This is a genomic window from uncultured Tenacibaculum sp. (assembly GCF_947499065.1).
In the GTDB taxonomy this organism is placed as follows: domain Bacteria; phylum Bacteroidota; class Bacteroidia; order Flavobacteriales; family Flavobacteriaceae; genus Polaribacter.
This window is the reverse complement of the sequence record NZ_CANMMT010000006.1, coordinates 71,794-88,075: the sequence shown is the minus strand read 5'-3', so window position 1 is coordinate 88,075 and position 16,282 is coordinate 71,794. Positions and strand designations below refer to the sequence as shown.

Sequence of the window (16,282 nt, the reverse complement as noted above, 5' to 3'; positions counted from 1 at the left end):
TAATTATCCTTTTTAAGAAAAATATATTTTATCTAACGAAGTAATATCTCCTGCTTTATTTCTTCTAAAAATATGTTTTGCTTCTACTTCCACAATTGTTTCTTTCCCCATAGCGGCTACTACTTCTTTTACTGCATCTATTGTTTTTGAATGATAATTTTTAACTCTAATATTTTTATCCCCTACAACCAACGCCCCTACTAAATCTTCATCTTGTGTTGCCACACCTACAGGGCAAGTATCTAAATTACATTCTCTAGCTTGTATACACCCTAAACTTAGCATAAAACTACGAGCCATACCAATAACATCAGCTCCTAAACTCTTGTACTTTACAATATCAAAAGCATCAATTGCTTTACCACTAGCAATAATTTTTATCTCTTCTTTTAACTTATATTTTTTCAGCATTTGATTCACATACGCTAATCCTTCCAATAAGGGGGTACCAACATAATTAGAAAACTCTAAAGGCGCTGATCCTGTTCCTCCTTCTCCTCCATCAACTGCAATAAAATCAGGATAATTGTTAGCTTCAGCAAATGCTTTAATCATTTCTTCAATTTCCTGATTATCTCCTACACAAAACTTAATACCAACTGGTTTTCCTTCAGCTAAGTCTCTTACTCTTTGAATAAACGTAATCATTTCTTCAAAATTAGAAAATGCATCATGATTTGGTGGAGAATCTACACGAGTAAATGGTTCAACGGAACGAATCTTTGCTATTTCTTCAGTATTCTTTTTGGCTGGCAAAATTCCTCCATGACCTGGTTTTGCACCTTGAGAAAATTTAATCTCAATCATTTTTACCTCTGGTCTAACAGCATTCTTTTTAAAAACCTCATCATCAAAAACACGTTTTCCATCTACACTCTTTCCTGCTCCAAAGTACCCTGTTCCAACTTGAAAAATTAAATCTCCACCCTGTAAATGATACGGAGAAATTCCTCCTTCACCAGTGTTATGAGCAAAGTTTCCCATTTTAGCCCCTTGATTTAATGCCATAATTGCATTTTTACTCAGAGAACCAAAGGACATTGCTGAAATATTTATAATCGAAGCACTATATTTTTGAGTACACTTATTAGAACCAATAACTACTCTATCTCCTTTAACATGATGATGGTTTTTTGGAAATAATGAGTGCTTTACAAACTCATACCCTTTCTCATATACATTGTGTTGTGTTCCAAACGGTACTGTTTCGATTTCTTTTTTTGCTCGTTGATATACAATACTTCTCTTTTCACGATTAATAGGTGTTCCATTCAAATCATCTTCTATGAAATATTGTTGAATTTTTTCACGTTCTTCTTCAAACACCCAACGCAAACGTGCTACTACAGGAAATGCTCTCATTAAAGAGTGTTTTTTTTGAATAAAAGCATCATATATAGCTAGCAGGGTAATTGCCGAAGCTATAGTAAGTAATATGTAATTTCCCATATCGGGCATAAAGTATACCAATACCCCACATAATACATTTACTACTATAACCACAGTTAAAATAGTATCTCTCATTTTTGTTAGTTTTGTAGCTAAAATACAAGAATTTTGACATAAAAAAAGCTCTAACAGTTGTTAGAGCTCTTGTATATCTTATATACTTGAAATTATTTTTTGAATTTCGCGTATTTGTTTTTGAACTTGTCAATACGTCCTGCAGTATCAACTAACTTAGACTTACCTGTATAGAAAGGGTGAGAAGTTCTTGAAATTTCTAATTTGATTAATGGATACTCAACTCCGTCAACTTCTAAAGTTTCTTTAGTGTTAGCTGTTGAACGAGTTAAAAATACATCTCCATTCGACATATCTTTAAAAGCTACCATTCTATAATTTTCTGGATGTATTCCTTTTTGCATCTTAAATGACTTTTAAATATTGTTTTAATTATTTATCAAACACTGTAAAATTGGTAAGGTTTTACACTAAAAAATATTTTTAGCTGTTTGAGGCTGCAAATTTAACCATATTTTTTAATTTTCAAACAAATAAATTGTTTTAATTTGTAGTGAAAACGAATAAATTAGAAATCAAACTATAAAATATGCGTATTTATACATACTTTGCTTTAGCTTTATCAGTAATAACAATGACTTCTTGTAGCGATACTGGATACAAATTTAAGCTAAATACCTCTAAAAAAACTACTTTAGGTAAAAAGGCAGCAATAAAATTTGAACAAATCAAAGGAGCAAAAATCGATTCTGTTCATTTATTCGTTAATAAAAAACGTGTTAATAAAAATGAAACTAGTGTAGCCATTAACACTAACGATTTTGGTGTTGGAAAGCACGCTGTAACTGCATTGGCTTTTTACCCTGGGAAATCTAAAAAAGTAAGTAGTTCTATTGAGGTTTTTGCTAATAAAACTTACACTAGATATGGCTATAAACTAATAAACACATATCCACACGATAAAACTGCATATACACAAGGGTTAGAATACAAAGATGGTTTTTTATATGAAACTACAGGACGTAGAGGTAAGTCAACCTTAAGAAAAACGGATATAAAAACAGGTAAAGTTTTACAAAAAACAGATTTAAATAAAAAGTATTTTGGAGAAGGAATGACAATTTTCAATAATAAAATTTATTGGTTAACATGGCAAGCTGCTAAAGGATTTATCTACAATTTTGACAGTTTTAAACAAGAGGCGGAATTTAAATACCAAAATAGCACACAAGGTTGGGGGTTAACAAATAATAGTAAAGAGCTAATTAAATCTGATGGAACTAATAAAATTTGGTTTTTAGACCCTGTAAATCAAGAAGAAAAACGTTTTATCCAAGCATATACTAACAAAGGTAAAGTTGATAAATTAAATGAATTAGAATGGGTTAATGGAAAAATTTATGCTAATAGATGGATTACTGAAAAACCTATAAAATCTATAATTACAATCATAAATCCAGAAACTGGTGTTGTAGAAGGTGTCATAAACTTAAATGGTTTAAGAGAACAGATACTAACTGAACAGAAATTAGATAATGATGATGTTTTAAATGGTATTGCTTACGACAAAGAAAATAATCGTTTGTTTGTTACAGGAAAACATTGGGGTAAATTATTTGAAATTGAGTTAATTAAAAAATAAAATCTTTACCTTTAGTTTTTTGAAAAAATCCTGATCACATTTTACATATGAGATATACCCTTCAAATTTTATCTATCATTATTTTAATTGTAGTTAGTTCATGTAGAAAAGATTTTGAAACTGTTCCTAACTTTGGTAAACTTCAATTTTCTAAAGACACCGTTTATCTTGACACAATTTTCACCAACATAGGTTCTGCAACCTATAATTTAAAAGTTTATAACAGAAGTAACAAAGCTATTAGCATTCCTGAAATTAAACTAGAAAATGGCGTTTCTTCTAATTATCGTTTAAATGTTGATGGAACTGCAGGAAAAAACTTTAGTGATATTGATATTTTAGCAAATGACAGTATCTATATATTCGTAGAAACTACTATAAATTTTAGTACAGTTTCTGACCCTTTATATACTGATAAAATATTATTTGATAATGGAAGTAATCAACAAGATGTTGATTTAGTTACTCTAGTTCAGGATGCAAACTTTATATTCCCTTCTAAAAATAGCATGGGAATAGAAACCCTAACTATTGATGGGAAAGATTCAAAAATACAAGGTCGTTTTCTAAAAGATTCAGAATTGACTTTTACTGATGAAAAACCTTATGTTATTTATGGTTATGCTGCAGTTCCTGCTGATAAAACACTTACAATTGACGCTGGAGCTAAAATTCACTTCCATAAAAACTCTGGGTTAATTATTGATAAAAAAGGAAGTTTAAAAGTTAATGGTACTCTAAACAAAAAAGTTTCTTTTGAAGGAGATAGACTAGAACATGCTTTTAGTAATATTCCAGGACAGTGGGGAACCATATGGATGCGAGCAGGTAGTAAAGAAAATGAAATCAATCATGCTTTAATCAAAAATGGTGTTGTTGGTATACTTGTAGACAGTATTGGTTCAAACACCTCTCCTACTTTATCTATTAAAAACTCTGAGATTTATAACAATTCTAATTATGGTATTTTAGGTAGAGAGACCAACATACTTGGTGAAAACCTTGTAATTGGTTCTTCTGGACAATCATCTTTAGCTTGTACATTTGGTGGAACTTATAACTTTACACATTCTACTTTTGCTAATTATTGGAAAAATAGCTTACGCCAGTTACCTACTGTATTAATTAACAATCACATTACAATTAACGATAGTAGCAACAACGAAGTTACATTAACTAGAGACTTAGCAGCTGCTAATTTTACGAATTGTATTATTAGTGGTAATAATAATATTGAACTAATACTAGACAGAATAAATGGAACTACTTTCAATTATAATTTTGAAAATTCAATGATTGATTTTAATGATTTCAATAATTCTTTCACCAACAATAATGAGTTAAATTTTAACGACACTAGTCATTATCAAAATAATATTTTAAATGGAAATCCTTTCTTTAGAAATACTTCCATGAATGATTTTATTATTGGCGAAAAAAGTGATGCTATTAACAAAGCAAAAGCCTCTTCTATTTCTGAAGATATTTTAGGAGTTAACAGAGCTACAAATCCTGATATAGGAGCTTACCAACATATTACTTTTTAAAAAGTAATATGTTGTCCTATTTTTTGTTTAAAATCATTTTGCTCATCTACAAACAAAGCTAAAGAAACTGCTCTTTTAGGAATACCATAAAAACTATTAAACTTAATTTTTTCTTTAAAATGTATTACTACATTATGCCCTCCAGAATTTCCTAAAGGTGAAAAGTATTTGATTGAACTTCTTTCTGGAATATCTTTAGTACTCATCTCTATTTCTTTTATCTGATTAAAAGGAATAACTGCATTGGCAATAATACCAAATCTTAGTACTAACTGTTCTTTTTCTGTATCAATATAAATAGGTCTTTTAGCTAAAGAACGTAAAACTGCTATTACTTGTAATGCTGTATATACACTTAAAACTCCTAATACAAAAGAACCTTTTACATTTCCTTGTTCCATCATAGCGTGAGTTACAAACATTTCAACCACCACTACCAATAAAAAACCTAATATGACACTTACAGCTGTACTATTTTTATGATAACTATATTCATTTTCTTGAAGTTGTTTTTTTCTCCAATTAAACAAACTATAGTACACTACTGAAATTTCAGCGGCAAAAATATTTCCTAAACCATAAGGTAAAATCTCATTACATGCCAACTGCATTGAATCGAAAAAATCAAGAGAGTTATTATTAGTGTTTTTTACTTTTTTTATAACCTTCCTTGCTTTCACAATGACAAACACTATTAAAAAAACCTCTACTAAGGGCAATAAAATCATTCTTATTTTCCCAATTATCTCTTGATTTTCTTTGGGTAAAATTATACTTACTATAGCCAACCCTAAAAAAGCAACAGTAATAGTTGTTTTATTTGATATTTCTTTCTTCCTTATTAAAAAGAAATAAACTAGAGGTATTGTAATTAAAAAGTCAACAATAACAAAAGGTGAAATTCTTGGCATAAAAAAAGATGATTTTATCACAGCTATTAGTGATAAAATCATCAATAAAGGTATTCCAAAAATTATTAAATTATTCTGAATATTAAGTTTAGTAAACATGCCTAGCTCTTTTAAGTTAATTTTTACTTATTAGTAGCTTATTCATGTCTTTTGTTACTCTTTATTTTAATTATTTTTTCTTGTATACTTTTCCATTTTTCATAACAAAAACAACATTCTCCATTGTATTAATATTCTTTGTAGGGTCTTCATTTACAGCAACGATATCAGCCAAAAAACCTTTTTTTAATTGCCCTATTTCATTCTCCATTTTTAAAATTTTGGCATTAGTAATTGTTGCTGACTGAATAGCTTCCATTGCTGGCATTCCTGCCTCTACCATGTAACCAAACTCTTTTGCATTATTTCCATGCTTAAAAACACCTGCATCGGTACCAAAAGCAATACCTACTCCTTTCTTATAAGCTTTTGCAAAAGTTCCTTGTATTTGTGGTCCTACTGCTAATGCTTTAGGCACAACTATTGCTGGGTAGAAATCTTTTACCTTAGCTTTTTCCTCTACTTCTTTACCTGCTGTGATAGTAGGAACTAAATAAGCATTATGTTTTTTCATTAACTCCATAGTTTTATCACTCATATAAGTACCGTGCTCAATAGTTTTAACTCCTCCTATAATTGCTCTTTGCATTCCTTCATCTCCATGTGCATGGGCAGCTACATGCATTCCGTAATCTTTTGCCATATCACAGATAGCTTTTATTTCTTCTACTGTAAATTGTGGATTATCACCACTTTTAGCTACACTAAGAACCCCTCCTGTAGCTGTAATCTTAATACAATCGGCACCATTTTTATAACGTTGACGCACTGCTTTTTTTGCATCCTCAACACTATTTACCACTCCTTCTTTTGGCCCTGGATTTCCAATTAATCTCCTACTACTTCCATTGGTAGGATCTGCATGCCCTCCTGTAGTTGCTAACGCTTTCCCTGCTGTAAATACTCTTGGCCCTGGTATTTTACCGGCATTAATTGCTTTTCTTATAGCTATATTTACTCCAGTTCCTCCCAAATCGCGAACAGTAGTAAAACCTTTTAATAATGTTGTTTTAGCAAAACCAACTGAATTAAAGGCAATATCTGCTTCATTTTTAATATATCTATTCAATCTTGTTTTTGGGCTGTGCTCACTTTCTATATGTACATGCATATCTATTAATCCCGGAAGTACAACTTTATCTTTTAAATCAATTGTCTTTGAAGTTTTATCACGTGGTAAAATATATCCGTCAAAAACATCTATTATTTTATTTCCGTTTACAACCAAAGTTTGCTTTTCTTTTATAATTCCTTTTTCTGTATCAATAATTTTTCCACATAAAATGTATGTATTTTGTGCTTTCACAGATGCTACAATACAAATTAGTAAAATGAATAAACTGATTTTTTTCATGATAAAATATTAAGATTCGACAATAAATGTAACGTTTTTTTATGTAGCTTGCCTTTTAATTTTTCTATTTACTGAATGAAACATATTATAATTACTGGAACTAGTAGAGGAATTGGCTTTGAACTAGCTCAACAATTTGCTAACAAAGGACATAAAGTATTAGCCCTATCAAGAAACACTACCCCATTAGATACTATAAACCACCAAAACATAACTACCCTTTCTGTTGATTTATCAAAGTCTGACGACATAAAAAAGGCTATAGATTTTGTAAAGTCTAACTGGAAAAAAGTAGATATCTTAATCAATAATGCAGGTAAATTAATCAATAAACCTTTTAGCGAGTTAACTACTTCCGATTTTGAAGAAGTATACAAAGTAAATGTTTTTGCTGTTGCTGAATTAACAAAAAATGTTCTTCCGTTTATGGAGAAAGGAAGCCATGTGGTTACCGTAAGTTCTATGGGAGGAATTCAAGGAAGTATGAAGTTCCCTGGACTTGCCGCATACAGTTCCGCAAAAGGTGCTGTAATAACTTTATCTGAATTATTAGCTGAAGAATATAAAGAAGAACAAATTGCTTTTAATGTCTTAGCCTTAGGAGCAGTTCAAACAGAAATGTTAGAAGAGGCTTTTCCTGGATATATAGCTCCATTATCTGCAAAAGAAATGGCTAATTATATCTTTGATTTTTCTTTAACCGGTAATAAATTTTATAACGGTAAAGTATTACAAGTTTCTAGTTCTACTCCATAAAAAAGACATTTATCTTTGCATAACACCCTTATAAAATATATTCCAGAAAAAGCAGTTCCGTTAGTTATCTATCTAATTAACGAACATAAAATTAATCTCAAGATTGTTAATCAACGACAAACTAAGCATGGTGATTTTAGGACTTTCCCTAATGGACAAACTCAAATAACTGTAAACAACAACCTAAACAAATATCAGTTTTTGTTAACCTTAGTTCATGAAATTGCGCATCATGTTGTTCATAAAAAATTTGGCAGAGTTCAAGCTCATGGTAAAGAATGGAAGATGATTTTTCAACATTTAATGCTTCCTTTTTTACAACCTGAGATTTACCCTAAAGAAATGCTTCCTTTTTTAGCTAATTACTTTAAAAATCCAAAAGCAAGTACTGATACTGACCCTCAATTATCATTAGCTTTACGAGGAGGAAGAGCCGAAACTGGTAAGAGTTTTATTTTTGAAATACCTTTCGATAGTATCTTTCAATTTAAAAATACATTATATAAAAGAGGAAATAAGCGGAGAACTCGATATGAATGCTTAAATTTAACAAACAAACGAGTATATTTATTTAATCAGAATGCAGAAGTACTAATTATAAAAAAATAGCTTTAAACATGAATAACAATTATTACGCAGTAGTCATGGCTGGCGGTATTGGCTCACGATTTTGGCCAGTAAGCACACAAGAGTATCCTAAACAATTTCATGATATGTTAGGTACTGGTGAATCTTTAATTCAACGTACTTACAATAGAATAAATCAATTAATCCCTTCAGAAAATATATTAATTGCAACCAATGAACGTTACGAAGCTTTAGTACTTGAACAACTTCCTAAAACTTCTAAAAAACAATTATTGTTAGAACCTGCAATGCGAAATACAGCTCCTTGTATTTTATATGCTGCTTTAAAAATTTACAATCAAAATCCAGATGCTCTTATGTTGGTTGCTCCTTCTGATCACTGGATTGAAAACGAAACTGAGTTTTTAAATAATATTGAAACATCATTTGAAGCTTCTGCAAAAAGTGACATTTTAATGACTTTAGGTATTCAACCAGATTCTCCAAATACTGGTTATGGATACATTAATTTTGAAGAGAGTTCTAACACTATAAAAAAAGTAAAAAACTTTACTGAGAAACCAAATTTAGAAAAAGCTAAGGAATTTTTAGCTAGTGGTGATTATCTATGGAACGCTGGAATTTTTGTTTGGTCTGCAAAAAGTATTTTAAATGCTTTTAAAGAACACCTTCCTAACATGGTTACTACTTTAGATGACGGTAACAATGTATATAACACAGATTTTGAAGATGATTTCATTAAAAGTAATTATGAGAAATGTGAAAACATTTCAATTGATTTTGGTGTAATGGAAAGAGCTAAAAACGTTCATGTATTACCTGTTGATTTTGGATGGAATGATTTAGGTACTTGGGGATCTCTTTATAACAAACTAGGAAAAGACTCACAACAAAATGCTATTGTAGGCTCAAAAACTATTTTTAGAGATGCTAATGGAAATATGGTTAGAACTCAAAATGGTAAAAAAGTGGTTATTCAAGGACTAAACGATTTTATCATAGTAGAAAAAGATGATGTTATTTTAATTTGCCCCCGAAAAGACGAACAAGATATTAAACAAATTAGCGCAGAAGTTAAAAGCAAACTTTAAGCAAAATAAAAACGAAGCTATTAAAGCTTCGTTTTTATTTCATTAAGAATAAACTCATTAAACTCTTCATTTCTTGGTATAAATTCACTTTTTATTGAAATATAAGATACGTCTTCTAGCTTATTTTCTAATCGCATATAATCCTTTTCTGTAGTTAAAAGAATTTTATCATTAGAGTTTGCTCCTTTAAACTCTTTTTCTATTTTTAAAATATCATTCTCTGTAAATTCATAATGATCTGGATATTTCAAATGTTTATATTTTATTCCTTCTGCTGAAAGATAACTTAATAAAGAAGCAGGATTTGCTATCCCAGTTACTAACAAAACTTCTTTACTTTTTAAATCAGAAATTGTAAGTTCTATTCCTTTCCCTTTTAATTCTTCATCATAAGAAATACTTGTAAAAAACAGTTGTTGATTCTCTCTTAACTTAATTCTTTGTTTAATTTTATTTTGTTCTTCTTTTGACAAATTTTCAGGACATTTTGTTACTACAATTGCTTGTGCTCTTTTACTACCTCTCCTACTTTCTCTCAAATTTCCTGTTGGCAATATAAAGTCATCAACAAATAAATCACTATACTTGGTTAATAACACATAAGTACTTGCCTTTACTTTTCTATGTTGGTAAGCATCATCCAGTAAAACTATTTCTGGCGGAGTATCTTTTTTTAGTAATTGTTGAATTCCGTTGGTTCTATCTGCGTCTACAGCTACAATAATTTCTTTTCCAAACTTTTTAAAAAACTGTAATGGTTCATCACCAACATCAACTGCTGTATGATTAGTTTTTAAAATTTGAAAGCCTTTAGTTTTTCTTTTATAACCTCTACTTAAAGTAGCTATCTTAAAATCGTTTTTTAACAACCTTATTAAATATTCAATCTGAGGAGATTTCCCAGTTCCTCCAACACTTAAGTTCCCTACTGCTATAACAGGTATGTTAAATGAGGTAGATTTTAAAATTCCAATATCAAAAAACCAATTACGTATTGAGGTAATTATATCGTATAAAATTGCAAACGGAAATAATAAAAATCGAAGTAACTTCATTGTATCAAAAGTAATAAAAATCTTAACTTTGATTCAAGATATTTTATATTATGCAAATAAAAGACATTACAAACTACATTGAAGAATTAGCTCCTTTGGCTTATGCCGAGGATTTTGATAATGTAGGTTTATTAATAGGTGACTATTCCACTGAAGTTACAGGTCTATTAGTTACTTTAGATACTTTAGAAGAAACTGTAGATGAAGCAATTGCTAAAAATTGCAATTTAATTGTAAGTTTTCATCCAATTGTTTTTAGCGGATTGAAAAAAATTAACGGCAATAATTATGTAGAAAGAGTAGTTTTAAAAGCCATTCAAAATAATATTGCTATATATGCTACTCACACTGCTTTAGATAATGTAAACAACGGAGTTTCTGCTAAAATGTGTGAAGTTTTAGGTTTAGAAAATTGTAAAACTTTAATTCCTAAAAAAGGATTAATTAAAAAGTTGACTACCTATGTTCCTCTTAGTAATGCTGATCAAGTAAGAGAAGAATTATTCAAAGCAGGAGCAGGAAATATTGGTAATTATGATAAATATTCATTTAACTTTCAAGGAAAAGGAAGTTATAGAGGTAATGAAAACTCAAATCCAACTGTAGGGCAAAGAGGAGAAGAAATTTTTGAAGAAGAAACTTGTATCTCTGTAACTTTTAATAGCTTTTTAGAATCTCAAATTATACAAGCTCTTTTTAAATCTCATCCTTATGAAGAAGTTGCACACGAAGTAATCACTTTAAATAATGTAAATCAAAATATTGGTATGGGAATGGTTGGTGATTTACCAACCGAAATGAATGAAAAAGATTTTTTACTTTTTGTTAAAGACACGTTTAAAACAGGATGTGTTAGACATTCATCTATGTTGAATAAGTCTATTAAAAAAGTAGCTGTTTTAGGAGGTTCTGGTAGCTTTGCTATAAAAAATGCGATTAAAGCAAAAGCAGATGCTTATATTAGTGCTGATTTTAAATATCATGAGTTTTTTAAAGCGGAAAATAAAATATTACTTGCCGATGTTGGACATTATGAAAGTGAGCAGTTTACAAAAAACCTTTTGATTGATTATCTTAGCAAAAAATTTAGTACTTTTGCAATTATTTTAAGTGAAAAAAGTACAAATCCAATACACTATATATAACAGATGGCAAAAAAAGAAGTAACGGTAGAAGAAAAGTTAAGAGCCTTATACGATTTACAGTTAATCGATTCTAGAATTGACGAAATCAGAAACGTTCGTGGTGAATTACCTTTAGAAGTTGAAGATTTAGAAGATGAAGTTGCCGGATTGAATACTAGACTTACTAATTTAGCTGAAGATGTTAAAAATTTAGAAACTGAAATTAGCAACAAAAAATTAGCTATTGATGAATCTAAATCATTAATTTCTAAATACGAAGAGCAACAAAAAAATGTTCGTAACAATCGTGAGTTCGATTCTTTATCAAAAGAAATTGAATATCAAGAATTAGAAATTCAATTATCTGAAAAAAGAATTAAAGAATACAAAGCAAAAATAGCTCAAAAGAACGAAGTTATTTCTGGTACTAAAGATAAATTAAAGCTACAAGACAACCACTTATCTCATAAGAAGGGGGAGCTTGATGCCATCTTAAAAGAAACAGAAAAAGAAGAGCAATTATTAAAAGAAAAGTCTGAAGAGTATTCTCAGTCTATCGATGCTCACTTATTAACTGCTTATAAAAGAATTAGAAACAAAGTAAGAAACGGATTAGCTGTTGTTGCTATTGAGCGTGGTGCTGCTGGAGGTTCTTTCTTTACAATTCCACCACAAGTACAGTTAGAGATTGCTAATCGTAAGAAAATTACAATTGATGAGCACAGTGGACGTATTTTAGTTGATGCTGCCTTAGCTCAAGAAGAAAAAGAAAAAATTGACAGCTTATTTGCTTAATTTTTATCTTTTAAAACATATTTTAAAAGCTCTCGATATCGAGAGCTTTTTATTTTTTATAAAAACATTCATAAGTATAAACACAAAAAACTCGAATCGTATGATTCGAGTTTTATTTTAATTTATTCTTTAAAAATTAAAATTAGTAATCTAATTTTTTTAAGTAATCTAATTTTGCTTGCCAAGCATCTAATTGATCTTTAAACTTCTGAATTCCTTTTCTTACATTTTGTACTAAAGGATTATCTTCTGTTGCATTCGAAATAAAGCTTAAGTTATTTTCTAACTGCTGCATATCTCGAACTGTTTCATCAATTTTCTTACGAATAAAATATTGCTCACCATCTAACTTTCTATAGTCTTCTTGAGCTAAATAAGTATCAACAGTATTTTTAAATTTCATCATTTCAATATCGCTTCTACTCATATTTAGATTTCCTAAATGAGCATCAATAGCTTTATTGAATTTTTCATCTAAATGGCGTGCATTTCTTGGCAAAGAACCTAATTCTCTCCATTTTGCAATACTTTCTTGAACTCCTTCTAATGTTAAGCTTTCAGAAGCTTTAATTTGCTCTATATACTCCTTTTTAGCTTCAACAATAGCTAATTGTTCTTTATTCTGTTCATTTTTCTGAGCATGTAATCTATCAAAGTAATAATTACAAGCATTTTTAAAACGCTTCCATATATCGTCAGAGAATTTTCTTGGAACATGACCAATCTTTTTCCAATCAGCCTGAATACGCTTCATTGTATTAGTCGTTTCATTCCAATCTTCACTATCTTTAATACTCTCAGCTAACTCTACAAGTTCCATTTTCCTTTTTAAGTTCTCATTTTGAGCACTCTTTTCTCCTTTGTAGAATATATTCTTTGCACTATTAAATTTCTTGGTAGCAGCTTTAAACTCTTGCCATACAGCCTCACTTTTATTATAAGGTAATTTACCTATATCAAAGTATTTTTTTCGTAAAGCTTCTATCTCAACAATACTTTTTTGCCAATCATTATGAGATTTGTTATTAGATGTATCATATGCATTAATTTCAGCAATAACTTCTAATTTCGCATCAATCATTTCTTGATACTTCGATTTTAATTCTTTAAAATACTGGTGACGCTTGTCATGTATCTTTTTAGTTGCTTCGCTAAATTTAGTCCAAACTTCTTCTCTATGCTCCTTTCCTACTGGACCTATTTCTTCTTTCCATAAACGGTGTAACTCTTGTAACTCTTTGAATGCTACATTTACATCAGCTACTTCGTTTAAAGCTTCTGCTCTTGTAATTAACTTTAACTTTTCTTCTAAATTGTGCTTAAAATCAAGTTCTCTAAAGTCTTTATTTAAGTGTAATAAATCGTAAAAACGCTCTACATGATGATGATATGTTTTCCATGTATCGTTGTATTTCGTTTTCGATACTGCCCCTATTGCTTTCCATCTATTTTGAATTCCTTGAAAATCATTATACATGGTTTTAGGATCAGCATTTACAATTAATGCTTTTAATTCTTCAATTAAAACATTTCTTTTTTCTAAATTTTCTTTTAATTGTTTTTCAAGTTGAGAATAATAAGCGTCTCTTTTTGACTTATATTCTCCTAACAATTTATTGTATTCTGTTTTTACTGGACTAGAAAATTGAAAATCTATCGAGTTACCTCCTTCAGCTAAAAAAGCCTCTTTCTTCTGTGCTAATAATGCTCCAAACTTTGTATTAAAGGCGTTCTTTAATGCGTCTACATTTGACTTTAATTGTTGAACTTGGTAAGTTTTTAATAATTTAGTTAACTCTTCTACCAATTTCTCTAGCTCCATAGAAGCATAGTCTGGCATTGGTATTTCGTGTTTTTCATCAGCTTTTTCAGCCTCATTCGCAACTTCATTTTCTACCTCACTTACCGCACTTTCAGTCTCTTTATTTACCTTAGCACTATCTTCAACAATTGGCTGCTCTATTTTCTCTTCGTTATTTTCTAACATATCTACAATGTTTAAGTTCCTTTTATTTAGATTATAAAGATACGCTTTCTTATAAAATAGCAAACTTTATTTTCAACTAATTCAAAGTTTTACTTATTCCATATTCTCCAAGCTTTTTCAGCTTGTTGCTCTAACATCTCTAATCCGTTTTTTACAACAGCTCCTTTTTCTTTTCCTTTTTTCAAAAAGGTTGTTTCTGATGGATTGTATATTAAATCGTATAATAAATGTTTTGAAGTAATACTTTCATAAGGAATATTTGGACAATCGTCTATATTTGGATAAGTTCCCAAAGGTGTACAGTTAACAATAATTTGACAAGCTTCTATTATTTCCCTTGACAACTCATTATAAGACATTTCTTTTTTTCCTTCAGGACTTCTCGATACAAATTTATATTTGACTCCTAATTCTTCCAATACATAAGCTACTGCTTTAGATGCTCCTCCTGTACCTAGAATAAGGGCTTTTTCATGATGCTTTTTTAACAATGGTTTTAATGATTTTTTAAAACCATAAACATCGGTATTAAACCCTTTCAGTTTTCCCTTTTTTGAAATACGTATTGTATTAACTGCCCCTACCTTTAAAGCTTTCTTATCTATTTTATCTAAATAATTAAACACTTCCAATTTATAAGGAATAGTAACATTCATTCCTTTTAAATTGTTTTTGTTTTCTTTTATTTTTTGAGGTAATTCTTTTATTGACTGAATATCAAAGTTTACATATTCATTTTCTTCTAACTTTAAGTCTTTAAACTTTTTTGTAAAATATCCTTTTGAAAATGAATATGATATATTTCTTCCTACTAAAGCGAAAAGTTTTTTATTTTCTTTTCCTTCCATAAAATTCTATAATTAAAATTAAGGCAATTCCAAATACAATATAAGCTATTGAAATCCAAGTTTCTTGCATTGTGAAATCAGGTAAAAATCTTTCGTAGTTTTCTATGATTTTATTACTATTTCTATCCAGTAAAAACGATCCATCATTGTCTACTTTATAAATTGTTTTTTTCCAAGGCCATACTATACCTAACGACCCAGTAATGAATCCTATAATAACAGCAGTTACTATTTGGTGCCATCTTTTTAAAACATAGCCTAAAACATGTGAAATAGATACCAACCCAAAAGCTGAACCAGCTGTAAATACTGAAATAACTTTTAAATACCTAATTTTTACTTCATCCTCCAATACTTCAAAATCGCCAGACAAAATGCTTGTTATTACACTTCCTAAAGCATTTACACTATCTACTAAAAGAAGGACATAATTTCCTAATAAAATTAGAATAAATGAACCTGATAAACCAGGCAATGTCATTCCTGAAACTCCTATAATACCACAAACAAAAACAAACCAAAGATTATCATTTTCTTTTGCTGGAGTCATAAAACTAATTGCTATTCCTATTGAAGCTCCAAGAATTAAACTTATTACATTCTTTAATCTCCAGTCATTAAAGTCTTTTGATATATAAAATATAGAACCAATAATCATCCCAAAAAACCAAGCCCAAACATAAAGTTCATAGTGTTTTAAAAAATAATCTAGTATTAGGGAAACACTAAAATAACTAAACATACTCCCTAACATGACCAATGTTAAAAACTGTAAGTTAGTATATTGTGCAAAGCTTTTTAATCGTCCATTTAAAAGTAATTTAAACGCTTTTGCATTTATTCTTTGAAAAGTAAAAATAAGTTCTTCATAAAATCCCATTACAAAAGCTACCATACCTCCTGAAACACCTGGAACTTTGTTAGCTCCTCCCATAGCTAGCCCTTTTAGAAAAAGGTTTACCTTTTGTAATAATGTACGTTCGTTATACATCTTTATTTTATATAAGTTCTAATATACCTT

Annotated in this window: 15 protein-coding genes; 7 read left to right on the top strand and 8 right to left on the bottom strand. The window is 29.6% G+C overall.

What is annotated here, in order from left to right:
- Positions 1–12: 12 nt before the first annotated feature.
- Entirely contained in the window at positions 13–1,524 is a 1,512-nt protein-coding gene (locus Q0958_RS13020; RefSeq protein ID WP_299123757.1) for an FMN-binding glutamate synthase family protein, read from the bottom strand.
- Positions 1,525–1,616: 92 nt separating this feature from the next.
- Positions 1,617–1,868, bottom strand: coding sequence for a type B 50S ribosomal protein L31 (locus Q0958_RS13015; protein ID WP_150900646.1), 252 nt, complete (start codon positions 1,866–1,868; stop codon positions 1,617–1,619).
- Between the two features lie 185 nt (positions 1,869–2,053).
- Here Q0958_RS13015 and Q0958_RS13010 point away from each other — a divergent pair, with 185 nt between their 5' ends.
- Positions 2,054–3,106, top strand: a complete 1,053-nt coding sequence (locus Q0958_RS13010) for a glutaminyl-peptide cyclotransferase (RefSeq protein ID WP_299123755.1) — start codon at positions 2,054–2,056, stop codon at positions 3,104–3,106.
- Positions 3,107–3,153: 47 nt separating this feature from the next.
- Complete coding sequence (locus Q0958_RS13005; protein WP_299123753.1) at positions 3,154–4,653, top strand: hypothetical protein; 1,500 nt, start codon at positions 3,154–3,156, stop codon at positions 4,651–4,653.
- On the opposite strand, the gene Q0958_RS13000 is transcribed toward Q0958_RS13005, so the two are convergent.
- Both Q0958_RS13000 and Q0958_RS12995 read right to left on the bottom strand, forming a co-directional pair.
- Positions 4,650–5,663 (bottom strand): hypothetical protein, encoded by a 1,014-nt coding sequence (locus Q0958_RS13000; RefSeq protein ID WP_299123751.1) that lies wholly within the window; start codon positions 5,661–5,663, stop codon positions 4,650–4,652. The genes Q0958_RS13005 and Q0958_RS13000 overlap by 4 nt on opposite strands.
- A 70-nt stretch (positions 5,664–5,733) precedes the next feature.
- The gene (locus Q0958_RS12995) at positions 5,734–7,017 is read right to left on the bottom strand and encodes an amidohydrolase family protein (protein ID WP_299123749.1); all 1,284 of its coding nucleotides are present in this window, start codon (positions 7,015–7,017) and stop codon (positions 5,734–5,736) included.
- 75 nt (positions 7,018–7,092) lie between these two features.
- Here Q0958_RS12995 and Q0958_RS12990 point away from each other — a divergent pair, with 75 nt between their 5' ends.
- Genes Q0958_RS12990 through Q0958_RS12980 form a run of 3 tightly spaced genes read left to right on the top strand, consistent with a single transcriptional unit; the run spans position 7,093 to position 9,452 of the window.
- Positions 7,093–7,773 carry an SDR family oxidoreductase gene (locus Q0958_RS12990; protein ID WP_299123747.1) on the top strand — a complete coding sequence of 227 codons (681 nt, stop codon included), beginning with the start codon at positions 7,093–7,095 and terminating at the stop codon, positions 7,771–7,773.
- A gap of 15 nt (positions 7,774–7,788) precedes the next feature.
- Positions 7,789–8,382, top strand: coding sequence for a SprT-like domain-containing protein (locus Q0958_RS12985; RefSeq protein ID WP_299123745.1), 594 nt, complete (start codon positions 7,789–7,791; stop codon positions 8,380–8,382).
- 8 nt (positions 8,383–8,390) lie between these two features.
- A complete protein-coding gene (locus Q0958_RS12980; RefSeq protein WP_299123743.1) occupies positions 8,391–9,452 on the top strand; it encodes a mannose-1-phosphate guanylyltransferase in 1,062 nt (353 codons plus the stop codon).
- 20 nt (positions 9,453–9,472) lie between these two features.
- On the opposite strand, the gene lpxK is transcribed toward Q0958_RS12980, so the two are convergent.
- Positions 9,473–10,507 carry a tetraacyldisaccharide 4'-kinase gene (gene lpxK, locus Q0958_RS12975; protein WP_299123741.1) on the bottom strand — a complete coding sequence of 345 codons (1,035 nt, stop codon included), beginning with the start codon at positions 10,505–10,507 and terminating at the stop codon, positions 9,473–9,475.
- 50 nt (positions 10,508–10,557) lie between these two features.
- On the opposite strand from lpxK, the gene Q0958_RS12970 reads away from it, so the two are divergent.
- Positions 10,558–11,652, top strand: coding sequence for a Nif3-like dinuclear metal center hexameric protein (locus Q0958_RS12970; RefSeq protein ID WP_299123739.1), 1,095 nt, complete (start codon positions 10,558–10,560; stop codon positions 11,650–11,652).
- A gap of 3 nt (positions 11,653–11,655) precedes the next feature.
- Complete coding sequence (locus Q0958_RS12965; protein WP_299123737.1) at positions 11,656–12,426, top strand: hypothetical protein; 771 nt, start codon at positions 11,656–11,658, stop codon at positions 12,424–12,426.
- Between the two features lie 142 nt (positions 12,427–12,568).
- Here the strand turns inward: Q0958_RS12965 and Q0958_RS12960 are convergent, their stop codons facing one another.
- From Q0958_RS12960 to Q0958_RS12950, 3 genes are all read right to left on the bottom strand, one after another.
- Positions 12,569–14,413 carry a DUF349 domain-containing protein gene (locus tag Q0958_RS12960; RefSeq protein WP_299123735.1) on the bottom strand — a complete coding sequence of 615 codons (1,845 nt, stop codon included), beginning with the start codon at positions 14,411–14,413 and terminating at the stop codon, positions 12,569–12,571.
- 89 nt (positions 14,414–14,502) lie between these two features.
- Positions 14,503–15,261 (bottom strand): shikimate dehydrogenase, encoded by a 759-nt coding sequence (locus Q0958_RS12955; protein WP_299123732.1) that lies wholly within the window; start codon positions 15,259–15,261, stop codon positions 14,503–14,505.
- On the bottom strand, positions 15,242–16,252 hold the full coding sequence (locus Q0958_RS12950; protein ID WP_299123730.1) for a DUF368 domain-containing protein: 1,011 nt from the start codon (positions 16,250–16,252) through the stop codon (positions 15,242–15,244). Before Q0958_RS12950 ends, Q0958_RS12955 begins: the two co-directional genes overlap by 20 nt.
- Positions 16,253–16,282 lie beyond the last annotated feature (30 nt).